The 24,351-nt window shown below is 72.7% G+C and carries 25 protein-coding genes and 1 other annotated feature; of the genes, 13 read left to right on the forward strand and 12 right to left on the reverse strand.

Features of this window, described 5'->3' with window-relative positions; all coding sequences use genetic code 11:
* Positions 1-168 precede the first annotated feature (168 nt).
* Positions 169-330, forward strand: coding sequence for a hypothetical protein (locus tag ACS5RC_RS24445; protein WP_478346527.1), 162 nt, complete (start codon positions 169-171; stop codon positions 328-330).
* 108 nt (positions 331-438) lie between these two features.
* Positions 439-864 carry a DUF3597 domain-containing protein gene (locus ACS5RC_RS24450; protein WP_478346528.1) on the forward strand — a complete coding sequence of 142 codons (426 nt, stop codon included), beginning with the start codon at positions 439-441 and terminating at the stop codon, positions 862-864.
* A gap of 63 nt (positions 865-927) precedes the next feature.
* On the opposite strand, the gene ACS5RC_RS24455 is transcribed toward ACS5RC_RS24450, so the two are convergent.
* Positions 928-2,463 carry an undecaprenyl-phosphate glucose phosphotransferase gene (locus ACS5RC_RS24455; RefSeq protein ID WP_478346529.1) on the reverse strand — a complete coding sequence of 512 codons (1,536 nt, stop codon included), beginning with the start codon at positions 2,461-2,463 and terminating at the stop codon, positions 928-930.
* A 342-nt stretch (positions 2,464-2,805) separates the two neighbouring features.
* Here ACS5RC_RS24455 and ACS5RC_RS24460 point away from each other — a divergent pair, with 342 nt between their 5' ends.
* The 6 genes from ACS5RC_RS24460 to ACS5RC_RS24485 all read left to right on the forward strand — a co-directional run bounded on the left by ACS5RC_RS24460 (position 2,806) and on the right by ACS5RC_RS24485 (position 9,730).
* Positions 2,806-3,303: a Ros/MucR family transcriptional regulator gene (locus ACS5RC_RS24460; RefSeq protein WP_478346530.1), complete on the forward strand. Its 498-nt coding sequence runs from the start codon at positions 2,806-2,808 to the stop codon at positions 3,301-3,303.
* A 152-nt stretch (positions 3,304-3,455) separates the two neighbouring features.
* Positions 3,456-3,602, forward strand: a complete 147-nt coding sequence (locus tag ACS5RC_RS24465; RefSeq protein WP_478346531.1) for a hypothetical protein — start codon at positions 3,456-3,458, stop codon at positions 3,600-3,602.
* A 221-nt stretch (positions 3,603-3,823) separates the two neighbouring features.
* Positions 3,824-5,017 carry a glycosyltransferase family 4 protein gene (locus tag ACS5RC_RS24470; protein WP_478346532.1) on the forward strand — a complete coding sequence of 398 codons (1,194 nt, stop codon included), beginning with the start codon at positions 3,824-3,826 and terminating at the stop codon, positions 5,015-5,017.
* A gap of 283 nt (positions 5,018-5,300) precedes the next feature.
* Entirely contained in the window at positions 5,301-7,610 is a 2,310-nt protein-coding gene (locus ACS5RC_RS24475) for a PAS domain-containing protein (RefSeq protein ID WP_478346589.1), read from the forward strand.
* Between the two features lie 162 nt (positions 7,611-7,772).
* Complete coding sequence (locus tag ACS5RC_RS24480) at positions 7,773-9,242, forward strand: PAS domain S-box protein (protein ID WP_478346533.1); 1,470 nt, start codon at positions 7,773-7,775, stop codon at positions 9,240-9,242.
* A gap of 227 nt (positions 9,243-9,469) precedes the next feature.
* A complete protein-coding gene (locus tag ACS5RC_RS24485) occupies positions 9,470-9,730 on the forward strand; it encodes a hypothetical protein (protein WP_478346534.1) in 261 nt (86 codons plus the stop codon).
* Positions 9,731-9,767: 37 nt separating this feature from the next.
* Here ACS5RC_RS24485 and ACS5RC_RS24490 read toward each other — a convergent pair whose 3' ends face one another.
* The 5 genes from ACS5RC_RS24490 to ACS5RC_RS24510 all read right to left on the reverse strand — a co-directional run bounded on the left by ACS5RC_RS24490 (position 9,768) and on the right by ACS5RC_RS24510 (position 14,489).
* Positions 9,768-10,517 carry a Crp/Fnr family transcriptional regulator gene (locus tag ACS5RC_RS24490; RefSeq protein ID WP_478346535.1) on the reverse strand — a complete coding sequence of 250 codons (750 nt, stop codon included), beginning with the start codon at positions 10,515-10,517 and terminating at the stop codon, positions 9,768-9,770.
* 156 nt (positions 10,518-10,673) lie between these two features.
* Positions 10,674-10,922, reverse strand: coding sequence for a hypothetical protein (locus ACS5RC_RS24495; RefSeq protein WP_478346536.1), 249 nt, complete (start codon positions 10,920-10,922; stop codon positions 10,674-10,676).
* A gap of 165 nt (positions 10,923-11,087) precedes the next feature.
* The gene (locus tag ACS5RC_RS24500) at positions 11,088-11,927 is read right to left on the reverse strand and encodes a class II glutamine amidotransferase (protein WP_478346537.1); all 840 of its coding nucleotides are present in this window, start codon (positions 11,925-11,927) and stop codon (positions 11,088-11,090) included.
* Between the two features lie 241 nt (positions 11,928-12,168).
* The gene (locus ACS5RC_RS24505) at positions 12,169-13,953 is read right to left on the reverse strand and encodes an N-acetylglutaminylglutamine amidotransferase (protein ID WP_478346538.1); all 1,785 of its coding nucleotides are present in this window, start codon (positions 13,951-13,953) and stop codon (positions 12,169-12,171) included.
* 248 nt (positions 13,954-14,201) lie between these two features.
* Complete coding sequence (locus tag ACS5RC_RS24510) at positions 14,202-14,489, reverse strand: MTH1187 family thiamine-binding protein (RefSeq protein ID WP_478346539.1); 288 nt, start codon at positions 14,487-14,489, stop codon at positions 14,202-14,204.
* 190 nt (positions 14,490-14,679) lie between these two features.
* Between ACS5RC_RS24510 and ACS5RC_RS24515 the strand changes: the two genes are divergently transcribed.
* Positions 14,680-15,249, forward strand: coding sequence for a ClpP family protease (locus tag ACS5RC_RS24515; RefSeq protein ID WP_478346540.1), 570 nt, complete (start codon positions 14,680-14,682; stop codon positions 15,247-15,249).
* 32 nt (positions 15,250-15,281) lie between these two features.
* Here the strand turns inward: ACS5RC_RS24515 and ACS5RC_RS24520 are convergent, their stop codons facing one another.
* The 4 genes from ACS5RC_RS24520 to ACS5RC_RS24535 form a co-directional block, all read right to left on the reverse strand.
* On the reverse strand, positions 15,282-15,581 hold the full coding sequence (locus ACS5RC_RS24520) for a hypothetical protein (RefSeq protein ID WP_478346541.1): 300 nt from the start codon (positions 15,579-15,581) through the stop codon (positions 15,282-15,284).
* Between the two features lie 88 nt (positions 15,582-15,669).
* Positions 15,670-15,996 (reverse strand): hypothetical protein, encoded by a 327-nt coding sequence (locus ACS5RC_RS24525; RefSeq protein ID WP_478346542.1) that lies wholly within the window; start codon positions 15,994-15,996, stop codon positions 15,670-15,672.
* A 310-nt stretch (positions 15,997-16,306) separates the two neighbouring features.
* The gene (locus tag ACS5RC_RS24530) at positions 16,307-17,800 is read right to left on the reverse strand and encodes a SulP family inorganic anion transporter (protein ID WP_478346543.1); all 1,494 of its coding nucleotides are present in this window, start codon (positions 17,798-17,800) and stop codon (positions 16,307-16,309) included.
* A gap of 112 nt (positions 17,801-17,912) precedes the next feature.
* Positions 17,913-17,968 (reverse strand) — a sequence feature (sul1 is cis-regulatory element that is thought to sense ions involved in sulfur or methionine metabolism; They are found in Alphaproteobacteria).
* Between the two features lie 151 nt (positions 17,969-18,119).
* Complete coding sequence (locus tag ACS5RC_RS24535) at positions 18,120-18,560, reverse strand: HIT family protein (protein ID WP_478346544.1); 441 nt, start codon at positions 18,558-18,560, stop codon at positions 18,120-18,122.
* Positions 18,561-18,846: 286 nt separating this feature from the next.
* On the opposite strand from ACS5RC_RS24535, the gene ACS5RC_RS24540 reads away from it, so the two are divergent.
* Complete coding sequence (locus ACS5RC_RS24540; protein ID WP_478346545.1) at positions 18,847-19,836, forward strand: cation diffusion facilitator family transporter; 990 nt, start codon at positions 18,847-18,849, stop codon at positions 19,834-19,836.
* A gap of 66 nt (positions 19,837-19,902) precedes the next feature.
* Here the strand turns inward: ACS5RC_RS24540 and ACS5RC_RS24545 are convergent, their stop codons facing one another.
* A complete protein-coding gene (locus ACS5RC_RS24545) occupies positions 19,903-20,781 on the reverse strand; it encodes an SDR family NAD(P)-dependent oxidoreductase (protein ID WP_478346546.1) in 879 nt (292 codons plus the stop codon).
* A 4-nt stretch (positions 20,782-20,785) separates the two neighbouring features.
* Entirely contained in the window at positions 20,786-20,965 is a 180-nt protein-coding gene (locus ACS5RC_RS24550) for a DUF1328 domain-containing protein (RefSeq protein ID WP_478346547.1), read from the reverse strand.
* A 296-nt stretch (positions 20,966-21,261) separates the two neighbouring features.
* Here ACS5RC_RS24550 and ACS5RC_RS24555 point away from each other — a divergent pair, with 296 nt between their 5' ends.
* The 3 genes from ACS5RC_RS24555 (at position 21,262) to ACS5RC_RS24565 (ending at position 24,340) form a co-directional block, all read left to right on the forward strand.
* On the forward strand, positions 21,262-21,705 hold the full coding sequence (locus ACS5RC_RS24555) for a hypothetical protein (RefSeq protein ID WP_478346548.1): 444 nt from the start codon (positions 21,262-21,264) through the stop codon (positions 21,703-21,705).
* A 180-nt stretch (positions 21,706-21,885) separates the two neighbouring features.
* Positions 21,886-23,889, forward strand: a complete 2,004-nt coding sequence (locus ACS5RC_RS24560) for an acetyl-CoA carboxylase biotin carboxylase subunit (RefSeq protein ID WP_478346549.1) — start codon at positions 21,886-21,888, stop codon at positions 23,887-23,889.
* A 19-nt stretch (positions 23,890-23,908) separates the two neighbouring features.
* Positions 23,909-24,340 (forward strand): gamma-glutamylcyclotransferase family protein, encoded by a 432-nt coding sequence (locus ACS5RC_RS24565; protein ID WP_478346550.1) that lies wholly within the window; start codon positions 23,909-23,911, stop codon positions 24,338-24,340.
* Positions 24,341-24,351: the final 11 nt, after the last annotated feature.

The raw sequence follows: 24,351 nt of genomic DNA on the forward strand, positions 1-24,351 counted from the left end.
CGGAGAGCGCCCCCATGCCACAGCCCGCGCCGATCGCAAACCGGTCGGGCCGAAATCATCACGAATGTGGCATCCTGTATGTTATCGTCAGGATTCGATCGGGACTGCGTTCCGATCGGAGAGCATCGCCTGTATGGGCGTCACACCAATTCAGTCCCGCGGACCGGCATGCTTGCCCTGATCAGTCTCTCGTCCCTGAGCGCCGGCATTGGTCTGGCGGCGCTCTCGCTGCGCCATCCGGCCCGGCAGGCCGCGGCGCTCGAGCGCTGGAGCGGCTTCTGCCTGATCGCCGGGCTCGGGCTCCTCGGCTTCGCCCTGCGCGGGCGCTGAGGATCGGCCGCGCCCGTCGGCCGGGGCCGGGAACGTCTCGCGCGCGGCTTCCGTTGTCAGGCGGTCGCAACCTCCGGGGGGCGGCGACGCACAGGAAGGAAGTGTCCCATGAGCCTGCTCGGCAGCATCGTCAGCAAGATCCTGCACCCGTTCGGCGGCGGCAGCGCGGAAGCCGCGCCGTCGACCACCTCGGGGACGTCGGATTCGAGCAACCCGACCTCCACCGCCACGACCGGCAGCCCGGCCTCCGGCGGGTCCGCCGCCCCGGCGGGCGGCCCGGTCGACGTCGAGAAGGTGCTCAACGACATGGCGTCGAAGAACGGCCAGAAGCTGAACTGGCGCACCTCGATCGTCGACCTGATGAAGCTCCTCGACCTCGATTCGAGCCTCACCGCCCGCAAGCAGCTCGCCGACGAGCTGCACTACACCGGCGACAAGGACGATTCGGCCACGATGAACGTCTGGCTGCACAAGCAGGTGATCAAGAAGCTCGAGGAGAACGGCGGCAAGGTGCCGGCCGACCTCAAGGATTGATCGGTCGCGCGGCGGGTCCCGGATGCGGAACCCGCCGCCGCGCCGTCCCCGTCAGCGGCCCGATCAGTAGGCGTTCTCGGTCTTCAGCAGGGCGAAGGGCGTGGTGATCAGGATCTGGAGGTCGAGCAGGACCGACCAGTTCTCGATGTAGTAGAGGTCGTGCTCGACCCGGCGCTGGAGCTTCTCGCTGGTGTCCGTCTCGCCGCGCCAGCCGTTGATCTGGGCCCAGCCGGTGATCCCGGGCTTGACCTTGTGGCGGGCGAAATAGCCGTCGACCACTTGGTCGTAGAGGGTGTTGGCGGCCTTGGCCTGGAGCGCGTGCGGGCGGGGCCCCACGAGGGAGAGGTCGCCCTTCAGCACGTTGAAGAGCTGCGGCAGCTCGTCCAGGGAGGTCTTGCGGATGAAGCGCCCGACGGGCGTGACGCGGGGATCGCCCTTGGTCACCATGCGGTTGGCCGTGGCGTCGCACTGATCGACATACATCGAGCGGAACTTGTAGACCTCGATCAGCTCGTTGTTGAAGCCGTGCCGCTTCTGCCGGAACAGCACCGGCCCGCGCGAGGTCAGCCGCACCGCCAGCGCCACCGCGATCATCACGGGCGCGAGGCCGATCAGCATCAGGGCGCCGACGCAGCGGTCGAACAGGGCCTTGGTCACCACGTCCCAGTCGGCGATCGGCTTGTCGAACACGTCGAGCACCGGCACCGAGCCGAGATAGGAGTAGCTGCGCGGGCGCAGCTTCAGCTTGGTGGCGTGGGCCGAGAGCCGGATGTCGATCGGCAGCACCCAGAGCTTCGAGAGCATCTCCAGGATGCGGCCCTCCGCCGAGATCGGGATCGTGAAGACGATCAGGTCGAGCCGGGTGTGGCGGGCATAGGCCACGAGGTCGCTCACCGTGCCGAGCTTCGGGTAGCCGGCCACCACGGTGCTGGAGCGGTCGTCGTTGCGGTCGTCGAACACGCCGACGATGCGGATGCCGCCCTCGGCCTGGGTCTCCAGGGCGGCGATCAGCTCCTCGCCCGCCTGTCCGCCGCCGACGATGGCGGTGAGCCGGTCGAACCGGCCCTTGCGCGTCTGCGCCTGGATCGCGAGCATCAGGGCGTAGCGCCCGACGAGGAGGCCGCCGAGGCCCGCCGCGAAGAAGACGCTGAGCCAGAGCCGCGAGTAGTTGTCGGCGATCTTGGCCATCACCAGCACGGTGGCGACGGCCAGGAAGCTCAGGGACCAGCCGGCGCTCAGCTTGATCGCCGTCTTGAAGAAGCTCCTGAACGCGGTGATCCGGTAGGCGCCGGCGGCCTGGAACAGGGCGACGGAGACGAGCGCCACCCCGGCGATGGCGAGGCCGTAGCGGGCGCCCAGCGGCACGATCCCGCGCAGCATCATCAGGTGGAGGCCGGCGCCGAGGCCGCAGATCAGCCCGAACTCCCCGATCCGCACCAGCCCGGCGACCACCACCGGGGAGATCGGACCGGCCGCCACCGGGACGGTGGTCTCGGCCAGGGGCGCGCGCGCCGGCGCGACCGGGATCGCGGCTTTGGCGTCCGCCGCCCCGGGACCTCCGGCGGCCTTCAGAACATCGCGGACATCGAACGCACTCATCGAACGCCACAGCCCCTGCGGGAATCCGGCTCTCGCCGACGCTGCGGCGACTCTCCCAGACCGAGCTATCCGAATGCTTAAGACAGGGCCGGCGACACGGCCGGGCGGTCCTCACGCTTTCGACATCCGCGCCTGCCGAGGGGACCGGACAGGCCGGGTTGCGGGCCGGACGCGTCGGTGGAAGCCCGCAGGGGCGCCCCATGTTTCTGCATATTGCGCGCGGCTTTTATAGAACTTCATGTTGTGGACGCAGCGTGCGTATGCACTGCTACCCTACACACTTGATCTTCGCACAGGATCTGTGTTTTCTAGTCGTGAGGGGCATCGTTTCGGAAACCAACAATGACAGAAAACACCTCGGGCCTGGACCCCGATATGGTCGAGCTTGCGGGCGATATCGTCTCCGCCTACGTCTCGAACAACTCCGTGCCGGCCAATGAGCTTCCTGTCCTGATCCGCAGCGTGCATGCCGCGCTCACGGGTCTCGGCAGCGGGACGGCGCCCGCCGCCCCGGTCGTGGAGGTCGAGAAGCCGAGCGCGGCCCAGATCCGGCGCTCGGTGAGCGATTCCGGCATCGTCAGCTTCCTCGACGGCAAGACCTACAAGACGCTGAAGCGCCACCTCACCACGCACGGCCTCGATCCGCGCAGCTATCGCGAGCGCTTCGGCCTGCCGGACGACTACCCGATGGTGGCGCCCGGCTACGCCGCGCAGCGCTCGGCCCTCGCCAAGCAGATCGGCCTCGGCCGTCCCGGCGCCCTCGCCGAGCGGCAGGAGCAGCAGGCCGCGACGAAGGATGCGGGCCGCGAACCCGCGAAGGGCCGGCGCGAGGCCGCCTGACCGGGGCAGGCCCGGCCCGCGGGGATGGCCCCCGCGGCCGGGCAGCGCCTTCGGGGACGAGCCAGCGCGCGGCCCCGCGTGAAAACCGCCCGGACGCCGAATTCGCCGACGGCCGCCATCCCCTTCCGCACGGCGCGCGCTAGCTGAGGCCCATGCCACGCTGGATGTTCGCTCTCTTCGCCGCCGCGCTGTTTCTCGCGGTCGCCGGAATCATCATCACCTTCCTGCGGACCGGGCCGACGGCGAATCAGCCATCGCCCCAACCGGCGACGCCGCCCGCGCGCAGCGGAACGCCCTGACGGGCGCCGGTCCCCGGCACGGCCGCGAGCCCGAGCGGGGCGCGGGCGCCGCCGTGAGGCGCCGGGCCGGAATCGCCGCGCGGCGTTAGCCTGCCGCTTACCCTTGTTCCGAAAACCCTCCGCGCGGAGGCGGGGCGTCCCCGCGGATTAACCGGGCGCCCACCGAAGACGCGCGAGAACCGCGGGGTCCGGCCGTCGCGCCGCCTACCTGGAGTCCGCCCGTGGTCGCCGCCAGTCCCCTCGACGCCGCCGCGCCCCGCCGCATCCTGCACGTGTTCCGGGCCCCCGTCGGCGGCCTGTTCCGGCACGTGGTGGACCTGACCCGGCTCCAGGCCGCGGCAGGCCACGCCGTCGGCATCGTCTGCGACTCGACCACCGGGGGCGAGCGCGCCGAGGCGGCGCTGGCCGAGCTCGGGAGCTGCCTCTCCCTCGGGGTGATCCGGGTGCCGATGCGGCGCAACCCCCATCCGGGCGACCTCGCGGCGCTGCGCGCGGTGGCGCGGCAGGCGCACCGCGTCGGCGCCGACGTCCTGCACGGGCACGGGGCCAAGGGCGGCGTCTACGCCCGCCTCGCCCCCGCGGCCCGGCCGCTGGTGCGCGCCTACACGCCGCACGGCGGCAGCTACAATTACAAGCCGGGCACGCCGCTGCACCGCCTCTACATGGCCGCCGAGGGGCTTCTCGCCCGCCGCACCGACGTGTTCCTGTTCGAGAGCGAGTACGTGGCCGGGCGCCACCGCGCCTATGTGGGCGCGGCCGGCGCGGTCACCCGGATCGTCCATAACGGGATCGGCGCGGCTGAGTTCGCGCCGGTCGCGCAGGCCGCCGACCCCTACGACCTGCTCTACGTGGGCGAGCTGCGCGAGGCCAAGGGCCTGCCGGTTCTCCTCGAGGCCCTGGCCCGCCTGCGCGCCGAGGGCCGCGCCCTGCGGCTCCTGATGGTGGGATCCGGCCCCGATACCGAGGCCCTGAAGGCCCGTGCCGCCGCGCTCGGGCTGACGGGCGCCGTCGCCTTCGAGCCGGCCCAGCCGATCCGCCCGGTCCTCGCCCGCGGGCGGGTGATGGTGGTGCCCTCCTTCGCCGAATCGCTGCCCTACGTGGTGCTGGAAGCCGCCGCCGCCGCCTGCCCGATGGTCGCCACGAATGTCGGGGGCATCCCGGAGATCTTCGGCGACGCCGCGGGCGACCTCGTGCCCGCCCGCGACCCCGTTGCGCTGCAGCGGGCGATCGCGGGTGTGCTGGACGAGGATCCGGAGCGCTGCCGCGCCCGGTTCGCGGCCCTCAGCGCCAGCGTGCGCGAGCGCTTCTCGATGGAGCGGATGGGGCACGATGTGCTGTCGGGCTACGCCGCCGCCCTGCGCGCCCGGCGCCGGCCGGCGCCCGCGGAGGCGGCCGCGCTCTCGGAACCCGCCTGACCGGCATCGGGGCGCCGTAACAATCGAGTGAGAACGTCGCGGAGGCCCCGCGTGCGGACACAACCCGCACGCGCTTTGCGCTATCGGTCGGGCCCCGGCCGGCGCGGGCGGGCCGAACGGGCGAGCGAAGGGACCGGGGGTCTTTGACAAGCGAGGACCAGTGGAGGACGCGGCCCGGCCCGGGCCGCGGGATGTCCGGACGCGGGTCCGGCTTCCGCGCATCCCGGACATGCCCCCGCACCTGGCCCTGGACCTGCCCCCTCCCATGCTTCCTCACAGGCCGATGAGCGCGGATCCGGACGGCCTGCCGGAGCAGGACGAGGCCCTGCGGCTAGCAGCCCTCGACGCCTACGGCATCCTCGACACCGAGCCCGAGCAGGGCTTCGACGACGCCGTGCTGCTCGCGACCCAGCTCTGCCGCACGCCGATCGCCCTGGTCAGCCTCGTCGCCCGCGACCGGCAATGGTTCAAGGCCCGGATCGGGTTCGACCTCTGCCAGACCTCCCTCGACCAGTCGGTCTGCGCCCACGCCCTCGCGGGCGAGGACATGCTCGTCATCCCCGACCTGACGCGCGACCCGCGCACCGCCCGCAACCGCCTCGTGACCGAGCCCCCGGCCATCCGCTTCTACGCCGGCGCGCCGCTGCGCGACCCGCAGGGCGTCGGCCTGGGCACCCTCTGCGTCATCGACACCGAGCCGCGGCCCGAGGGGCTGACCCCGCAGGAGCGCACAGGCCTTCAGGCGCTGGCCCGGCAGGTGATGAGCCTGCTCGAGCTGCGGCGGGCCCTGGAGAACCGCGATCAGGCGCTCGCCGCGCGGGCGCGGGCCGAGGAGCGCCTGCGGCTCGCCGTCGAGGCGACCGGGATCGGGGTGTTCGATTACGATCCGGAGACCGGGTCGCTGGGCTGGGATGCCCGCACGCGCGCGCTGTTCGGCCTGTCCGAGCCCGGGCCGGCGACCGACGCCGGCGGCGTCCTCCCCAACCTCCATCCGGATGACCGCGCCCGGGCCGATGCGGACCTGCGCAGCGCCCTCGATCCCGCCGGACCGGGCCGGTTCGACGCGCTCTACCGGGTGATCGCCGCCGATACGGGCGCGGAGCGCTGGCTCGCCGCCCGCGGCCAGGCGGTCGTCGAGGCGGGCCGGACTGTCCGGCTGGTCGGCACGGTCCGGGACGTCAGCGCCGACAAGGCGGCCGAGCGCGCCCTGCGGAGCACCGAGGAGCGCTACCGGCTGGCGGCGCGGGCCACCACCGACGCGATCTGGGACTGGACCATCGCCACCGGCCAGGTGCTCTGGAACGAGGCGCTGACGGCAGCCTACGGCCACACGCCGCAGGATGTCGAGCCGACGAGCGCGTGGTGGATCGGCCAGATCCATCCGGACGACCGGGCGCGCATCGACGCCTCGATCCACGCGGTGGTCGACGGGACCGGCAGCGTCTGGGCGGACGAGTACCGCTTCCGGCGCGCCGACGGCAGCTACGCCCCGGTCTACGACCGCGGCTACGTCGCCCGCGACGCGGAGGGCCGCGCGACCCGGATGATCGGGGCGATGCTCGACCTCACCTCGCTGCGGCGGGCCGAAGCGGCGCTGTTCGCGAGCGAGGCCTCGCTGCGCGCCGTGCTCGACTCGGTGCCGGTGGGCATCCTCTTCGCCGAGGCGCCGCACGGGCGCATCGTCGGGGGCAATGGGCGGCTGCAGGCGATCCTGGGCCACGCCGTCCTGCCGTCGCCGGACACGGAGAGCTACGGCGAGTGGATCGCCTTCCACGCCGACGGCCGCCGGGTCGAGCCGCACGAGTACCCCCTCGCCCGCATCCTGCGCGAAGGCATCGACCAGGCCGAGCTCGAATGCTCCTACCAGCGCGGGGACGGCACCCGCGCCTGGATCGCGATCACGGCCGTCCCCATGCGCGACGGGGCCGGGCGCCTGACCGGCTCCGTCGCGGCGATCGCCGACGTCGATGCCCGCCGCCGGGCCGAGGAGCGCCAGCACCTGCTCAACGACGAGTTGAGCCACCGTATGAAGAACCTGATGGCGATCGTGCAGGCCGTGGCGATGCAGACCCTGCGGGGCGCCCAGGACCTCGACGCGGCGCGCGCGGTCCTCGACAGCCGCCTGATCGCCCTCGGCCGCGCGCACGACATCCTGCTCGGCGGCATGGCCGAGCGCGCGCCCCTGGACGCGGTGGTGCGCCAGGGCGTCAGCGTGCGGGCGGAGACCACGGACCGCGTCACCCTCGCGGGGCCGGCCGTCGAGATCGGCCCCAAGGCGGCGCTCGCCCTGGCGCTGACGCTCCACGAGCTGACCACCAACGCCACCAAGTACGGCGCGCTCTCGGTGCCCGGGGGCCGGGTCGCGGTGGGCTGGCGGATCGTCGAGGACGGCCCGGAGCCGCAGCTGCGCATCCGGTGGGAGGAGCGCGGTGGGCCGCCGGTGGCGCCGCCGAGCCGCAAGGGCTTCGGCTCGCGGCTGATCGAGCGGGGCCTGACCGGGCAGGTCGGGGGCCGCCTCGCCCTGGACTACCCGCCCGAGGGCGTGACCTGCACCGTGGAGGCGCCGCTGAGCGGCTTCCAGGATGCGGGCTGAGGCCGCGGGCTGAGACGCGGCTGAGACGCGGGCGCCTGCGCCCCCCGGTCACAGGGCCGTGACGGCATCGCTGCCCGGCCGGCCATCGCGGTTCCGCCTCAACCTGGGCTATGCGGGGGCCGGCCAGCGGGACGGTGTTGCCCGACGGCGAGGGGACAGAGCGTGAGCGACCAGGACAACGAGGCGCGGATCCACGAGGAGTTCGCGCGGCCCGGCAACGGTCCCGACCCCTTCGCGGCGGCGGTGCGGACCACGCGGATGCCGATGCTGATCACCGACCCGCGCCAGCCCGACAACCCGATCGTCTTCGTCAACCGGGCCTTCTCCCGGCTCACCGGCTACGCGCATGCGGAGATCGTCGGGCGGAACTGCCGCTTCCTGCAGGGGCCCGAGACCGACCGGGCGGCGGTGGCGCGGCTGCGCGAGGCGATCGAGCGCCGGGTGCCGATCGAGATCGACCTGCTGAACCACCGCAAGGACGGCACCACCTTCTGGAACCGGCTCCTGGTCTCGCCGGTCTTCGACGTGGACGGCGAGCTGACCTACTTCTTCGCCTCGCAATTCGACGTCTCGCTGGAGCGCGACCGCCTGGTGCGCCTGCAGCAGGACCGCGACGCCCTGGAGGCCGAGGTCGGCCGGCGCGCGCTCGACCTCAGCCGCAGCGAGGAGCGCCTGCGCTTCACCCTGCGGGCGGGCCGCCTCGGCGCCTGGACCCTCGACCTCGAGACCCGGCGCCTCGTCCCCTCGGAGGAATGCCGGGCGATCTTCGGCATCGGCTCGGCCGACGCCTTCACGTACGAGCGGCTGATCGAGGCGGTCCACCCGGAGGACCGCGCGCGGATGCAGGCGGAGATGGAGCGCTGCATCGCCGAGCGCACGGATTACGACGTGGAGTACCGGGTGGTGACGGGGCGGGGAGAGACCCGCTGGCTGATGCTGCGCGGCCAGCCCGCCTACCGCACCGACGGGCATCCGCTCAGCATGGCCGGGATCGTCCTCGACGTCACGGACCGCAAGCGCGCCGAGGAGCACCGCGACCTGCTGGCGCGCGAATTGAGCCACCGGGTCAAGAACACCCTCGCCACCGTGCAGTCGATCGCCCGCCAGACGCTGCGCGACGCCGGCTCGGTCGCCGAGGCCGGCACGGTGCTGGAGGCCCGGATCCAGTCGCTGGCCGCGGCCAACGACGTGCTCACCCGCGAGGGGGGCGACTGGGCGACGCTCGCCGAGGTGGTGAGCGCCGCCCTGAAACCCTTCGGCGTCGAGCAGGCCCACCGGTTCCGGGTCGGCGGCCCGGCGCTGAAGCTCGCCCCGCGGGTGGCGCTCGCCCTCTCGCTGGCGCTGCACGAGCTCTCGACCAACTCCGTCAAGTACGGTGCCCTCTCGCGCGACGCGGGCCGCGTCCTGGTGAGCTGGGACATCGTCGAGTCGCCCGCGCCCGCCCATCTCTGGTTCCAGTGGCAGGAGGTCGGCGGTCCGGCCGTCGCGCCGCCCAGCCGGAAGGGCTTCGGCAGCCGGATGATCGAGTGGGCGCTGGCCAAGGAGCTCGACGGCTCGGCCGAGATCGACTACCGCCCGCGCGGCCTCGTCTTCACCGCCGAGGCGCCGCTCTCCGCGATCCTGCAGGATTGAGGCGCGGGCGCCCGTCCGGTCCCGTTCATCTCGGCCCTCCTATCGTCGTCCGGACGACGCGGCCGCGTCGCTGCACGGTCTCGTCGCGGCACAGGCTCGCCGCTGCGCGGGCCCGGCGGCGGCATGGGCTCTGCGAGGGGCGGAGGCCCGCGCGGAGAACCCGGCGGCCCCCCGAGCCGTTGTGGGCCTTGGGGATCGCGGTCGGGCAGAGCAGGAGGATGATCCGGATGGTTCAGGACAGCAGCGCGTCCGTGGAGGTGCTGGGCCGCCAGTTCCTGCAGGTCCAGGCAGCCTGGCTGACTCTCGCGGACCAGATGATCCTGCTCAGCCTCGCGGCCCAGGCGGCGGCGTTCGACATGTGGCTGCGCCCGACGCTCCGGGCCGGAGAGGCCGTCGGGCAGCGGCGCGACCAGCAGGCCCGCACCGATCGGCTGGTGCGCCAGGGGGTGCCCGCGAGCGAGGCCCGCAAGGGGCTGCGGCTTCTCTGAGGCTGCCCCGGGACCCGGCGCCGCCGGGCGGAGGGCGTCAGAGGCGCGCGCCCGCGTCGACGCGACCGGCCCTCGTCCGCTGGCGGAACGGGCCGATCAGGCGCTCGTAGGCGGCCTCGGCGGGCCCGTAGGTGTCGCCCGCCAGACGCTCGAGCGCGGCGGGGTCGAGGATCGTGATCAGGCCGCGCCGCGCGCGGATCATGCCGTAGCCCTCAAGGGCCTGGGTGGCGAGGGTCACGCTGGAGCGCTGGACGCCGAGCATCACCGAGAGGAAATCGTGGGTGAGGGCGACGCCGTCGCCGCCGAGCCGGTCATGCGCCATCAGCAGCCAGCGCGCGAGGCGCTCCTCGATCGAGTAGGCCCCGTTCGAGAGAGCGGTCTGGCTCAGCGTCATGATCTGGGTGTGGACGTAGCGCAGCATCAGCGCCTGCAGCGTCGGGCTCTCCCGCAGGGCGGCCTTCAGGCGGCCGACCTCCAGGCGCTGCCAGATCCCGCCGACCTGGGCCACGATCTCGTGGGGCGCCGCGTCGCAGCCGAGCACGCTCGCGCTGCTGACCATGCCCTCGTAGCCGAAGCAGCCGACCTCGATGGCCCGCTCGTCCGGGCCGCGCAGGATGTTCGAGGACAGGCCGCTCTCCGGGAACCAAGCGTGGGCGGGCGCCTCGCCGGCGCGGATCACCACCGCGCCGCGCTCGATCGCGACGGGCTCGAGATAGGGCAGCAACCGGCCGCGGTCGGCCTCCGAGAGGGCCGCGAGCAGGCGGTTGCGCGGGGGCGCCGCACTCACGGGCGCGCCGCCCGGCCCGTCTGGAGAGGGCGCGTCGAACGGATCATGGGGTGCCTCCGGGGAAACGCAGCGTCCCAGAAACAAACCGCCCGCGACGGCCCCGGTTCGATGGGCCGTCGATGCCGGGCGGACGGATCCTGCGGAGGGCTCAGCCGCTCAGCGCAGGGTGACGTGCGCCTGCACCGTCTCGGCGAGCGAGGCGAAGGTCTGCGCGACCGGGACGTCGGAGAGATAGACGCGCCCGCCGACGAGCAGGAGGGCCAAAGTCCAGAACACCGCCGCGGTCACGCGGTGCGCGCGTCCGTCGCGCGGGGCCTCGCACCGGGCCGCGTCAAGGGGCTCCCCGAACGGGTCGAAGGTGGTCGGGGCCGGTCCGGACAGCTGCGTGTCGAGGGAGGTGCGCATGGGTGAGATGTCGCCTCCGGAGCGCCTCCGATCAATGGACGCGTCTTCCGAAGATTCCGCGCGGCGAAAAAGACTCTGCTCCGCGTGCGCACGGCCGTGGAAGATCCTCCTCACGGCCGTCGCACGGGCCGGGAACCCACGGAATCGGCGGCCCGGTCCGGGGGTTCAGGCGCTCAGGCGGGCCTGCATCCGGGGTAGGCCCGCCCGGTTGGCGAGGCCGTATTCGGCGAGCGAGACCACCGCCGCCGGCGCGTCGCGGCGGGCGATCACCACGCAATTATCGGGCACCGCCGTCCAGGTCGCGTGCTCCCGGTCGATCGGCTCGGAGACCACCACCACGCCGTCGTCCGACTGGCGATAGTACAAGCTGTTGGCCGCGTCGTTGACGGCGTACCGGAAGGCGTAGAGGTCGTGCCCGTCGGCGAGCGCCGCGGTGAAGCGGAACGGGTGGCCGCCCTCGCGGCCGCCGACGATCCGGGTGAGCGCCGCGAGGGTGACGACGGTGGCGGCGACCGGGTCGCGGTGCGGGCCCGCGCCCGAGAGGCCGGCGCCGACGATCGCCAGGAACAGCGCCTCGGAATCGGTGGTGCCGTTGCGCCCGGGATAGAGCGCGTCCGGGATCAGCGCCTCGACCGGACGGCGCAGCCGGGCCCAGTCGCCGACATAGCCGTTATGCATGAACAGCCACGGGCCGCAGGCGAAGGGGTGGCAGTTCGGCCGGGTGATCGGCGTGCCGGTCGCCGCGCGCACATGGGCGAAGAACAGGTGCGAGCGCAGGTGCCGGCAGAGATGGCGCAGGTTGTCGTCCGACCAGGCCGGCTGGACCTCGCGGTAGCGCCCGGGCTCGGCATGGTCGCCGTACCAGCCCAGGCCGAAGCCGTCGCCGTTGGTGCTGGCCGTCGATTCGAGCGCCTGGATGCTCTGCGAGACCAGCGAGTGCGCCGGCTCGGTGACGTAGTGCTCCAGGGGTATCGTGCGGCCCCGGTAGGCGATCCAGCGGCACATGCGTCTCGGCTCCCCTGTCGATGCGGCCGGCCCCGCATCCTGGCGCGGCGGCCCGGCCGCGGCGGCCCGGCCCGAGCCCATCGGCGACGATCGTGGAGAAAGCGCGTCACCTTGAGCGCAGGCCCGACGCAAGGCCGGTGCCCAGGCCGCAGGCGAGGCGGAAGCCCCAGGCCGGACCCGGCCCCCGCAAGGCGGGGCGCAGGCCCGATTCGCCCCCCCTCAGGCCAGACCCGGGCCGCCGTCAGATCCCGTGCGTCTGCAGCCAGGCTTCGAGCAGCGCCACCTGCCAGAGCTTCGAGTGGCCCTTGGGCGTGAGCGTCCCGTCCGGGTCGGCGAGCAGGCGGTCGACATAGGCCCGGTTGAACAGCCCGCGGGCGCGGGCCTGCGGCGCGTCGAGGATGCCGCGGACGAAGTCCATGTAGGGCCCGCGGATATGCTTGAGGGCGGGGACCGGGAAGTAGCCCTTGGGCCGGTCGATCACCGCGGCGGGCAGCACGGCGCGCGCCGCCTCCTTCAGGATGAATTTGCCGCCGTCCCGCACCTTCAGCTCCGCCGGGATCCGGGCGGCGAGTTCCACCAGTTCGTGGTCGAGGAAGGGCACGCGGGCCTCCAGCCCGCAGGCCATGGTCATGTTGTCGACGCGCTTGACCGGATCGTCCACCAGCATGATCTGGGTGTCGAGCTGGAGCGTCCGGTCGATGGCGCTGCCGTTTCCGGCGCGGGCGAAGAAGGCGGCCACGAAGTCGCGGCTGTGATCGCCGTTCAGGTGGTCCGGCGCGAGCGCCTCCCGCATCTCGGTGTGGTCGCGGTCGAAATAGACCGCGGCGTAGTCGCGCGTCGGGTCGGTGGAGCCCACGAGCTTCGGATACCAGTGGTAGCCGCCGAAGATCTCGTCGGCGCCCTGGCCGCTCTGCACCACCTTGACGTGCCGGGCGACCTCGCCGGAGAGCAGCCGGAAGGCCACGGCGTCGTGGCTCATCTGCGGCTCGGACATCGCCCGGATGGTGTCGGGAAGGGCCTCCAGGGTGCGGGAGCCGTCGATCGCGATCTTGACGTGATCGGTGCCGAAGGTCTCGGCCACGAGGTCCGAATACTGGAATTCGTCGCCCTCGACGCCGTTCACCGCGTCGAAGCCGACCGCGAAGGTCTTGAGTCCCGTCTGTCCCGCGCGCGCCAGAAGCGCCACGAGGAGCGAGCTGTCGAGGCCGCCCGAGAGGAGGACGCCGGTCGGCACGTCGGCGATCCGGCGCCGCTCGACCGCCAGCGCCAGCGTGTCGAGCACGCGCTCGCGCCACTCCGCCTCGCCGACGCCGCGATCCTCGGCGCGCGGGCCGACCTCCAGCGTCCAGTAGACGGTCTCCCGGCGCGAGCCGTCCGGCTCCAGCGTCAGCAGGGTGGCGGGGGGCAGCTTGGTGACGCCCTTGAGGATCGTCCCGGGCGCGGGCACCACCGCGTGGAAGCTCATGTAGTTGTGCAGGCCGGCGGGGTCGATCGCGGTGTCGACCCCGCCGGCGGCCAGCAGCGCGGGCAGCGACGAGGCGAAGCGCAGGCGCCCCGCCGCGGGGCCGGACCGCGCCTCGGCGAAGTAGAGCGGCTTGATGCCGAGCCGGTCGCGCGCGAAGACGGTGCGACCGCTGTCGCGCTCGTGGATCGCGAAGGCGAACATGCCGAGGAAGCGCTCGACGCAGGCCGGCCCCCAGGCGTGGTAGGCCTTGAGGATGACCTCGGTGTCGCTCGTCGAGAAGAAGCGGTAGCCCCGGCCCTCGAGTTCCCGGCGCAGTTCCCTGTAGTTGTAGATGCAGCCGTTGAAGACGAGGGCGAGACCCAGCGCCGGACCGACCATCGGCTGCTGGCCGGCCTCCGACAGGTCGATGATCTTGAGGCGGCAATGCCCGAAGGCCACGGCGCCCTGCGCGTGGAGGCCGCCGGCATCGGGCCCGCGCGGGCGCAGCACGTCCATCATCGCCCGCACGGCCGACGGGTCGGCGGGCCCGTCGAAGCTGATCTCACCGCAGATCCCGCACATGTCGACCCTTCGCCTTCCGGTTCGAGCACGCCCCGGGGCGCCGGAGCGGCGGGGCCACAGGCGGCAGAACCGGAGAGGGGCGGGGACGTTCCCGCGGTCCGGCCCGTCCGTCAGCCGGTGACCGGCGCGTTCGTGCCCGATCCGCTCGGTCGCGACGGGCGGGCCCGGAGCGGGCCCGGGTCTCCGTGGTGACGCCCGGTCTCTCGCCGAACCGGCGACCCGGCGTCGGACTGCGCGCTAGGACACCGCTAGGACACTGCGCCGATCTTCTCCGCCATGGTCTGGTGCTTGTCGCGGCGCGACGAGAAGGCCATCGTGTAGAAGACCCGCTGCACCCCGAGCTCGGTCAGCCGCGCCTCGCAGGCCTCGATCAGGCGGCAGACGTCGGCGAGCTCGCCCTCGATGTTGGTGCCGTTGGCGTGCATCTCGGCGTCGAGGTCGCTCGCGTCGATCAGCGCCTTGATGGCGCGGACATAGGGCGAGACCGAGGGGCCGACGCCCATCGGCACGATGCACAGGTCGGCGATCACTCTCATGGGACACGCTCCTCGGTTGGGGCCGGCGCGAGCCGATATAGGGCATCCTCGGCGCGCGCCCGCATCCCGCGGCCGGGGCCCGGGCCCGAGCCCGACGGGAACCCGGGCCGGTCCGCTCGCTTCCCGCGGGAGAGATCCCCGGCCGGCACGCATCCTGCTGCCCGCGTCCCGGCCACCCCGCGAGGACACGATGGACACCACGACGCTCGAACCCGCCGCCTTCGTCGCCCCGGCGGTCCTGCTCTCGGGGCAGGTCGATCACGACATGTACCGGGATTTCCGCCGCCAGTTCGACGCGGCGCGGGAGCGCGACCTCGTGGTCGTCGAGCTGACGACGCTCGGGGGCGATCCGGAGGTGGCGCGGATGATGGGCGAGGACATCCGCTTCCACAGCGAGCTCGACCCGAGGCGGCGCTTCGTCTTCCTGGGCAAGGCGGCGATCTACTCGGCCGGCACCACCCTGATGAGCTTCTTCGCCCCGCCGAACCGCTATCTCACCCGCGGCACCCGCCTGATGGTGCACGAGCGCAAGATGAACAAGGATCTCAAGGTCAGCGGCCCGCTCACCACCTGCATCGCCGGGCTCAAGGCCACGCTGCACGAGATCGAGACCTCGATCGCGATCCAGAACGAGGGCTTCGCCAACCTCGTCCGCGGCTCGCAGGTGAGCCTGGAGGAGGTCCTGCGGCGCGCGCCCGAGAACTGGTACATCGAGGCCGAGGAGGCCCGGCGCCTCGGGCTGATCGCGGCGGTGCTCTGAGGGGTCGCGACCGTGAGGGATGCGGCAGGGGCCTAGACGGCCTCCTCGCCGGGCGAGGGCTCAGCGGCCGCCGCGCCGGCTTCGGGCGGCGCGCCGGTCACGGGCGCGGCCTCGCCCGGCGAGGCGGCCACCAGCGTGCCGACGAGGTCGAGCAGCGCCCGCTGCTCCGGGGCGGCCGGATGGTCGCCGAGGAAGCGGGCGAGGCCGATGCGGGCGGGCCGGCCGCCCGAGGGCGCGTTCGGCTCGTGCAGGACGAAGACCTCGCCCTCCGCCCGGCAGAGCGACCAGCGGTCGCCGTTCGGGCTGGCATAGAGGGGGCGCTGCTCGCTCATCGGGGATTCCTCGGGCCGTTCGCGTCGGACGGACGCGCTCGGCCCGGGAGATAGGGCGCGCGGAGCGCGCCCCGCAGGAGGCGCGGGATCAGGGCTTGTAGGTGAAGCTGCTGATCTGACAGACGTTGATGTTGTTGCGCACCAGCGAGGCGCCGTTCTCGAACACCGCCTTGAAGTCGTAGCGGCACTTGCCCGTGCCGTCGTCGACGTCGATGTCGAAGGTCTCGCCGTCGGCGATCACGTCGCGGCCGAGGATGTCCTCCTCCCAATCGTCGGTGCCGGTCGTGGAGGCGTAGAAGTGCTTCATCGTCATGCCGGTCTTGTTGACGATGTCGACGTGGCGGTTGGCGGCCGAGGCCGGGCCGGCGGCGCAGGCGATCAGGCCGGCGGCGGCCAGGAAGAGGAACTTGCTCACGGAATGTTGCCTGTGGGCGAGAGAGATCTGGCAGCGGGGCGCCGGGCATGGTGCCCCGCGCTCCGCGGCAGGGCGGACGCCCGCGCGCCGCCCGTAAGGCCAAGCTAGCCCCGATGCCCCGCGCGGGGGATGCCCGGGCGTCCCGTATCCTTGCCCGGTGGTCCCGCGCCGCGGATTTTCGCGCGCGGGCCCCTTGAAGCGGGGCCCGCGCGCCCAGCCGGATCCGTGACGGCGTGGACCGGCCTCGCGTCTCGCGACGGCACCGGGCCGAGGGCGGCGTGAATCCGGCGTCCGGCCCTCGGCGCCCGCGTCAGTGCCCGGAGGCGGCCAGCGCCGCGCCGGGCTTGTCGTGCGTGCCGAGCCGCTCGACCAGGCTGGCCGTGGCCGCGTTCATGCCCACCACCTCGACCGGGACGCCGTGGCGGCGGAACTTGAGCACGACCCGGTCGAGGGCGTTGACGCCGGTGAGGTCCCAGAAATGGGCCGCCGCGAGGTCGATCACGACGCCCGAGAGGCCGTCCTCGCGGACGTCGAAGGCGGCGTGGAAGGCCTCGGCCGTGGCGAAGAAGATCTGGCCGGTGACCCGGTAGGTCCGCACCGCGCCGGCCTGCGGGGATGACGCGCGCGTGGATGCGACGGCGAAGACCTTCGCGACCTTGTGGGCGAAGAACAGGCCGCTGAGCACCACTCCGAACAGCACGCCCTTGGCGAGGTCGTGCGTCGCCACCACCGTCACGACGGTGCCGAGCATCACGGCGCTCGACGCGCGCGGATGCGTGGCGAGGCTGCGCAGCGAGCGCCATTGGAAGGTGTTGATCGAGACCATGATCATCACCGCCACCAGCGCCGCCATCGGGATCTGCGCCACCCATCGCCCGAGCACGACGATCAGGAACAGCAGGAAGCCGCCGGCCCAGAGCGTCGAGAGCCGGCCGCGCCCGCCCGAGGAGACGTTGATCACCGACTGGCCGATCATGGCGCAGCCGGCCATGCCGCCGATCAGGCCGGAGGCGATGTTGGCCACGCCCTGGCCGGCGCATTCGCGGTTCTTGTCGGAGCCGGTGTCGGTCATCTCGTCGACGATGGCCGCCGTCATCAGGCTCTCCAGCAGGCCGACCATGGCGATGGTCAGCGCCGTCGGCGCGATGATCCGCAGGGTCTCGAGGGTGAAGGGCACCTGGGGCAGGGCGATCCAGGGCAGCTGGTCGGGCAGGGCGCCCATGTCGCCCACCGTGCGGATCGGCAGGCCGAGCGCCATCGAGACGCCGGTGAGCAGCACGATGGCCACGAGCGGCGAGGGCACCGCCCGCGTCAGCCGGGGCAGGCCGTAGATGATCGCGAGGCCCGCGGCCGTCATCGCGTAGACCGTCGTGCCCCGCCCGATCAGCTCGGGCATCTGCGCCAGGAAGATCAGGATGGCGAGGGCGTTGACGAAGCCCGTCACCACCGAGCGCGAGACGAAGCGCATCAGGTCGCCGAGGCGCAGGACGCTGGCCAGGATCTGGAACAGGCCCGTGAGGATGGTGGCGGCGAAGAGGTAGCCGACGCCGTGCTCCTTCACGAGCCCGGTCATCAGGAGCGCGGTGGCGCCGGTGGCCGCCGAGATCATCGCGGGCCGCCCGCCCGCGAAGGCGGTGACGACGGCGATGCAGAACGAGGCGTAGAGCCCGACCTTCGGGTCGACGCCCGCGATCAGCGAGAAGGCGATGGCCTCGGGGATGAGGGCGAGGGCGACGACGGTGCCGGCCAGCACCTCGCGCGTGACGTTCGGAGCCCATTCGCTCCGCAGGCGGACACGGTTCATCGTGGGGATCGGCTTTCCTCATCCCGCGGGCCGGACGGTTCGGCCGCGCGGGGCGCGCAACAGGGCGGGCCGGCCTCCCGGGGAGGTCCGCGGCGCGCGAGCCCTGACATTGCGTGGTCCGGCGGATCGGCGGCCGGAAGAGCCACCCGGGATTTCACCGGGTCCTGTTGGATGGGTCCGTCCTAGCGCGGCGCGCGCCGCACCGCAACATGGCGGGGCGCCGCCGCCGGGGAGGGGGGCGCCCCCGCGAGGCGTCGGCCACCCTCGTGGGGCGTCGGCCGACCTCGCGGGGCGTCGGCCGACCTCGCGGGGCGTCGGATCAGGCCTCCAGCTGCGCGCGGATCCGGGCCGCGTGCTCGGCCAGCACCGCGTTGTCGGCCATGCCGCCGCCGTGGCGCCCGAGGGGGACCCCCTCCCGGCGGGGCAGGATGTGGACGTGCAGGTGGAACACCGTCTGGCCGCCAGCCGGCTCGTTGTACTGGAAGATCGTCAGGCCGTCGGCACCGAAGGCCGCCTTCACCGCGCGGGCGACGGTCTGGACGCTGCGGGCGAGGGCGGCGAGCGAGTCCGGATCGGCATCGAGCAGGCCGCGGGCCGGGGCCTTGGGGATCACCAGGGTGTGGCCCTCGCCCTGGGGGAACACGTCCATGAAGGCCAGGGTGTGGGCGTCCTCGTAGACGCGATGGGCCGGGATCTCGCCGCGCAGGATCTTGGCGAAGACGTTGTCGGGATCGTAGGCGGTCGGTTCGTCGGCGGTCATGGCGATTCCGGGCTGGTGTTGCGGGCGCGCCGGACGGGTGACGCCGCGGCGGCGCGCAGGGTTGCGGCGCAGGATGGCGCAAGGGCCGCGCGCGAGTCCACCGCCGCCCCCATCCGCGGACCGTGCCGCCCGCCCGGGCCCCGCCGGCCGGGCCGGATGCGGCCGACGGGCCCCGGGCGGGGAACCTCGGCCGGGGCCGGCTCATTCCCGCAGGGCCGCCCGGCCTCCCCAACGCCCGAGCCGCGCGCCCCGCGCCCGCCCGTTCCAACCCGCGAGGATCCCGTCCATGGCCGAGAGCACGGCTGCCATCTACACCGCCGCCGGCGCCAACCTCGCGATCGCCGTGGCGAAGTTCGTCGGCGCCTTCCTGACCGGCTCGACCGCGATGCTCGCCGAGGGCGCGCATTCGGTGGTCGACACCGCCAACCAGATCCTGCTCCTCGTCGGCCTGAAGCGGGCCCGGAAGCCGGCGACGGCCAAGCACCCGTTCGGCTACGGGCGCGAGATCTACTTCTACGCCTTCATCGTCGCGCTGATGATCTTCCTCGGCGGCGGCATCTTCGCGATCTACGAGGGCGTCGAGAAGATCCAGCATCCCGAGCCCGTGGCCGATGCGACGCTGCTCGGCTACCGCTTGCCCGGCGTCTGGGTGAACGCGGGGATCCTGGGCTTCGCGATCCTGGCCGAGGGCTATTCCTGCCTCGTGGCCCTCCGCAGCTTCTGGGCCGAGAAGGGCGCCCATTCCCCGCTGAGCGCGATCCGGCGCAGCAAGGACCCGGCGCTCTTCACCATCCTGATCGAGGACATCGCCGCGCTGATCGGCCTCGTGATCGCGATCGCGGGCGTGGTGCTGGCCCACCTCCTCGACATGCCCGCCCTCGACGGCTGGTCCTCGATCGGCATCGGCCTCGTCCTCGTCGGGATGGCCGTGTTCCTGATGGTCGAGACCCACGGGCTGCTGATCGGCGAGGCCGCCGACCCGGAGGTGGAGGCGGCGATCCGCGAGGTGGTGGGGACGGAGCCGGGCGTGCGCCACGTCAACGAGGTGCTGACCCAGCATCTCGGGCCGTCCGACATCCTGGTCAATCTCAGCCTCGACATGGAGGACGACCTCAATGCCGGGGAGGTCGAGTGCACCGTCTCGCGCCTCGACGGCGCCCTGCGGGCGCGCAACCCGCAGGTGAAGCGGGTCTTCATCGAGATCCAGGGTCAGGCCGCCTCGGCGGCACGATCCACGGGCGCGACGCGGGCGGCGGCGAAGCCCGCAGCGGCCTGACGTTACCGAGCGGCCTGACGGTACCGGGCGGCCCGGCAGCGCTGGCGCCGAGCGGCCGCCCGGCCCTCAGCGCCCGGAATCCTCGTGTCCGAAATCCTTGTGTCCGACTTGGGCGAGGCTGATCGTCCAGACGCGCTCCTGAAGCACCGCATCGCGGCTGTAGCGGGAGGGGGCGGTCTCGGCCGAGCGGGCGAAGTAGCGCCCGCTCACGCCCTCCACGGCGGGCGACAGGGCGAGGTGCAGGGAGGTGGCGGCCCCCTGCTCCGGGCTGGACAGGAAGGGGCGGATCAGGCCCCAGCCGAAGCCCAGCAGGCCGCCGGTGTTGCGCGCAAAGTCCGAGGCGATCACGCCCGGGTGCAGGGCGTTCACGGTGACGCGCGGGTCGAGCCGGCGGGCGAGGGCGTCGGTGAACAGCACGTTGCCGAGCTTGGCCTGGGCATAGGCCCCGATGGCGCTGTAGCGGCGCTCGCTCTGCAGGTCGTCGAAGGCGATGCGCCCGCGGGTATGGGCCGCCGAGGCGACGTTGACGATCCGCGCCGCCGCCCCCGGCCGGCCGCTCGCCCGCAGGAGGTCGAGGAGTTCGAGGGTGAGCAGGACGTAGCCGAGATGGTCGAGGGCCCAGGTCCGCTCCAGACCGTCCACCGTGGTCTCGCGCCGGTCGAAGATCGCCCCCGCATTGTTGACGAGGACGTCGAGCCGCGGGTGATCGCGCGCGACCTCGGCGGCGAGGCGCCGGATCTCGGGCTGCGCGGCGAGATCCGCGCGGCGCGTGTGCAGGACGGCATCGGGCACGGCCGCACGGATGCGGGCCTGCGCCCCCGTCAGGCGGGTGGGATCCCGCCCGACCAGGATGACCTCCAGGCCCGCCCGCGCGAGGCCGAGGGCCGTCTCGTAGCCGATGCCGCCGGTCGCCCCGGTGACGAGGCCGGTTCTGCGGGCGCTCACCGGATCAGAACACCGCCTGCCCGATGGCGAAGGCCACCACCACGATCACGATGGCGACCAGCAGGAACAGGCCGAACAGGATGCGGGCGAGCGAGCTCGCGCCCGAGGCGATGCCGGTGAAGCCGAGGCCGCCCGCGATGACCGAGACGACGAAGCAGATCAGGGCCCATTTCAGAAGGGTCATGCGCGGCACTCCGGCCGGCCTCGCGCCGGCATCAGGGAAACTGCCGTTCAATGCGGCGCAAGCGCGACCGTTCCGCCCGGAGGCCCGCCGCCCCGGTGTTTATTCTCACACCCGCCGTGGGCAGGGCGATCGGCGCCGGCGCGACAAGACTTTCGAAAGCCCAAATCGTGATCCGGCGTTTACCTGAACACGGGTTCAGATTCTGCCGTTAACCTCTGGAGGAACAACGAGGAGGCATAGTCGAATACATCAAGGGACAAGCACCGGCCACCAAGATGCCGGGGAGGCAGCAACAGATGATCAACGTTTCTCTTCAGCATTTCTGCAACCATGCCCAGTCGGCCGGCACCCTCACCGAGGGCGACGTGCGCCGCCTGATGCGCGAGGTCCTGCCCGACGGGATCGTCAGCCGCGACGAGGCCGACATGCTGATCGCGCTGGAGCGGGCGGTGCCCGCGGCCGACGGCAGCTTCGGCGATTACCTGATTGCCGCGATCGTCGATTTCGCGGTGTGGGGGGAGCGCCCCACCGGCCGCATCGACCGCGACACCGCGACCTGGCTCGCCGCCTCCCTCTCCGGCCGCACCGGCCCGACCCCGGTCGCCGCCCGGATCGCCGTGGAGATCGTGCGCGAGGCCCAGAGCAGCGCCGAGTCCCTGATGGCCTTCGCCCTCGAGGCCAACCGCTGGAGCCGGGCCCCGGTGCGGACGGCGCCCGCCGCCTTCCCGCTCGCGGCCTGATCCGCCCGCCGCGGGCGCTCCGGAGCCGGCGAGCCCGCGATCCGGCAAAATCGTTCCGCTTCGGCCATCCCCGTCCAAGGCACAGCTTCCGTCCGCGGCACATCTGCTTTATCCGGGCAGGACAGTTCAGGCCCGCAGCGGGCCCGACTCCACCCGTGTTCGATCCGAGTGCCCCGCGCGATGTTCGAGAAGATCCTGATTGCCAACCGGGGCGAGATCGCCTGCCGGGTCATCAAGACCGCGCGCCGGATGGGCATCAAGACGGTGGCCGTGTACTCGGATGCCGACCGCGACGCCGTGCACGTCGCCATGGCCGACGAGGCCGTGCATATCGGCCCGGCCGCCGCGTCGCAGTCCTATCTGGTGATCGAGAAGATCGTCGAGGCCTGCCGCAAGACCGGCGCCCAGGCGGTCCATCCGGGCTACGGCTTCCTCTCCGAGCGCGAGGCCTTCCCGAAGGCGCTGGCTGCGGCCGGCATCGTCTTCATCGGCCCGAACCCCGGCGCCATCGCGGCGATGGGCGACAAGATCGAATCGAAGAAGGCGGCGGCCGCCGCCCAGGTCTCGACCGTGCCGGGCTTCCTCGGCGTGATCGAGAGCCCCGAGCACGCCGTGCAGATCGCCGACGAGATCGGCTACCCGGTGATGATCAAGGCCTCGGCCGGCGGCGGCGGCAAGGGCATGCGCATCGCCCATTCCTCCGGCGAGGTGGCGGAGGGCTTCGCCCGCGCCAAATCCGAGGCCTCGTCCTCCTTCGGCGACGACCGCGTCTTCGTCGAGAAGTTCATCACCGATCCGCGCCACATCGAGATCCAGGTGATCGGCGACAAGCACGGCAACGTGATCTACCTGGGCGAGCGCGAGTGCTCGATCCAGCGCCGCAACCAGAAGGTGATCGAGGAGGCGCCGAGCCCGCTCCTCGACGAGGCGACCCGCCGCAAGATGGGCGAGCAGGCGGTGGCCCTCGCCAAGGCGGTGAATTACGATTCCGCCGGCACCGTCGAGTTCGTGGCCGGGCAGGACAAGTCCTTCTACTTCCTCGAGATGAACACCCGGCTCCAGGTGGAGCACCCGGTCACCGAGATGATCACCGGCCTCGACCTCGTCGAGCTGATGATCCGGGTCGCGGCCGGCGAGCCGCTGCCGCTGGGGCAGGCGGAAGTGAAGCTCGACGGCTGGGCCGTCGAGAGCCGGGTCTATGCCGAGGATCCGACCCGCAACTTCCTGCCCTCGATCGGGCGGCTCACCACCTACCTGCCCCCGGCCGAGGGCCGGCGCGGCGGGGCGATCGTGCGCAACGACACCGGCGTGGAGGAGGGCGGCGAGATCGCGATCCACTACGATCCGATGATCGCCAAGCTCGTCACCTGGGCGCCGACCCGGGCCGAGGCGATCGCCGCGCAGGGCGAGGCCCTCGACGCCTTCGCCATCGACGGCATCCGCCACAACATCCCGTTCCTCGCGGCCCTGATGGCGCATCCGCGCTGGCAGGAGGGCCGCCTCTCCACCGGCTTCATCGCCGAGGAATTCCCCGAGGGCTTCAGTGCCCCCGAGCCGGCGGGCGCGGTCGCCCGGCGCCTGATGGCGGCGGCGGCGGCGATCGACCACAAGCTGAACCAGCGCAAGCGCGGCATCTCCGGCCAGATGCGCGACCCGAGCCTGCTCTCGTTCGAGCGCGACCGCGTGGTGATCCTGGCGGGCCGGGCCTACCCGGTCACGGTCGATCCCCACGAGGACGGCGTGGTGGTGACGGAGGCGGACGGCACCGCCCACCTCGTCGTCAGCGACTGGCGCCCGGGCGAGCCGGTCTGGACCGGCACGGTCGGCGCGGAGCGCGCGGCGATCCAGGTGCGGGGCCTCCTCAACGGCGTCGCGCTCCAGCACGCGGGCGCGGCGGCCGAGGCCCGGGTCTATACCCGGCGCGAGGCGGAGCTCGCCGCCCTGATGCCGGTGAAGGAGCAGGCGGGCTCGGGCAAGCAGGTGCTCTGCCCGATGCCGGGCCTCGTGAAGCAGATCCTGGTCAGCGAGGGCCAGGAGGTGAAGAACGGCGAGGCCATCGCGGTCGTCGAGGCGATGAAGATGGAGAACGTGCTCCGCGCCGAGCGCGACGCCACGGTCTCGAAGATCCACGCCAAGGACGGCGACAGCCTCGCGGTCGACGCCGTGATCCTGGAATTCGCCTGAGCCTGCGGGAGGGGCCGCGATGCCCCTCTACTTCGCCTACGGCGCCAACATGGACGCCGCCGCCATGGCGGCGCGCTGCCCGGCCTCCCGGCTCGTGGGCCAGGGGCGGCTGCAGCGCCACCGCTTCATCATCATGCGCGAGGGCTACGCCTCGGTGGTGCGCGATTCCGCGCAGACCGTCTGGGGCGTGCTGTGGGAGCTGGCGCTCGCCGACGTGCCGGCGCTCGACCGCTACGAGGGCGTCTCGGGCGGGCTCTACATCAAGGCCTACCAGCCGGTCTCGACCGCGACGGGGATCCGGCGCGCCCTGATCTATCTCGGCTGCAGCACCGCGCCGGGCCTGCCGCGGCCGGGCTATCTCGAGGCGGTGCTGGCCGCCGCGGAGGCCGCCGAGCTGCCCGCGCCCTACCGCCGCCAGCTCCGCCTCTGGCAGCGCGGCGCCCCGGCCTGATCCGGCGCGCG

This window comes from Methylobacterium sp. HJ2, from assembly GCF_056431005.1.

Excerpts from the sequence above, each read along its gene's own strand:
- ACS5RC_RS24445 (WP_478346527.1), top strand. The coding sequence starts at position 169 with ATGCTTGCCCTGATCAGTCTCTCGTCCCTGAGCGCCGGCATTGGTCTG.
- ACS5RC_RS24450 (WP_478346528.1), top strand. The coding sequence starts at position 439 with ATGAGCCTGCTCGGCAGCATCGTCAGCAAGATCCTGCACCCGTTCGGC.
- ACS5RC_RS24455 (WP_478346529.1), bottom strand. The coding sequence starts at position 2,463 with ATGAGTGCGTTCGATGTCCGCGATGTTCTGAAGGCCGCCGGAGGTCCC.
- ACS5RC_RS24460 (WP_478346530.1), top strand. The coding sequence starts at position 2,806 with ATGACAGAAAACACCTCGGGCCTGGACCCCGATATGGTCGAGCTTGCG.
- ACS5RC_RS24465 (WP_478346531.1), top strand. The coding sequence starts at position 3,456 with ATGCCACGCTGGATGTTCGCTCTCTTCGCCGCCGCGCTGTTTCTCGCG.
- ACS5RC_RS24475 (WP_478346589.1), top strand. The coding sequence starts at position 5,301 with ATGAGCGCGGATCCGGACGGCCTGCCGGAGCAGGACGAGGCCCTGCGG.
- ACS5RC_RS24485 (WP_478346534.1), top strand. The coding sequence starts at position 9,470 with ATGGTTCAGGACAGCAGCGCGTCCGTGGAGGTGCTGGGCCGCCAGTTC.
- ACS5RC_RS24495 (WP_478346536.1), bottom strand. The coding sequence starts at position 10,922 with ATGCGCACCTCCCTCGACACGCAGCTGTCCGGACCGGCCCCGACCACC.
- ACS5RC_RS24500 (WP_478346537.1), bottom strand. The coding sequence starts at position 11,927 with ATGTGCCGCTGGATCGCCTACCGGGGCCGCACGATACCCCTGGAGCAC.
- ACS5RC_RS24505 (WP_478346538.1), bottom strand. The coding sequence starts at position 13,953 with ATGTGCGGGATCTGCGGTGAGATCAGCTTCGACGGGCCCGCCGACCCG.
- ACS5RC_RS24510 (WP_478346539.1), bottom strand. The coding sequence starts at position 14,489 with ATGAGAGTGATCGCCGACCTGTGCATCGTGCCGATGGGCGTCGGCCCC.
- ACS5RC_RS24515 (WP_478346540.1), top strand. The coding sequence starts at position 14,680 with ATGGACACCACGACGCTCGAACCCGCCGCCTTCGTCGCCCCGGCGGTC.
- ACS5RC_RS24520 (WP_478346541.1), bottom strand. The coding sequence starts at position 15,581 with ATGAGCGAGCAGCGCCCCCTCTATGCCAGCCCGAACGGCGACCGCTGG.
- ACS5RC_RS24530 (WP_478346543.1), bottom strand. The coding sequence starts at position 17,800 with ATGAACCGTGTCCGCCTGCGGAGCGAATGGGCTCCGAACGTCACGCGC.
- ACS5RC_RS24535 (WP_478346544.1), bottom strand. The coding sequence starts at position 18,560 with ATGACCGCCGACGAACCGACCGCCTACGATCCCGACAACGTCTTCGCC.
- ACS5RC_RS24540 (WP_478346545.1), top strand. The coding sequence starts at position 18,847 with ATGGCCGAGAGCACGGCTGCCATCTACACCGCCGCCGGCGCCAACCTC.
- ACS5RC_RS24550 (WP_478346547.1), bottom strand. The coding sequence starts at position 20,965 with ATGACCCTTCTGAAATGGGCCCTGATCTGCTTCGTCGTCTCGGTCATC.
- ACS5RC_RS24555 (WP_478346548.1), top strand. The coding sequence starts at position 21,262 with ATGATCAACGTTTCTCTTCAGCATTTCTGCAACCATGCCCAGTCGGCC.
- ACS5RC_RS24560 (WP_478346549.1), top strand. The coding sequence starts at position 21,886 with ATGTTCGAGAAGATCCTGATTGCCAACCGGGGCGAGATCGCCTGCCGG.
- ACS5RC_RS24565 (WP_478346550.1), top strand. The coding sequence starts at position 23,909 with ATGCCCCTCTACTTCGCCTACGGCGCCAACATGGACGCCGCCGCCATG.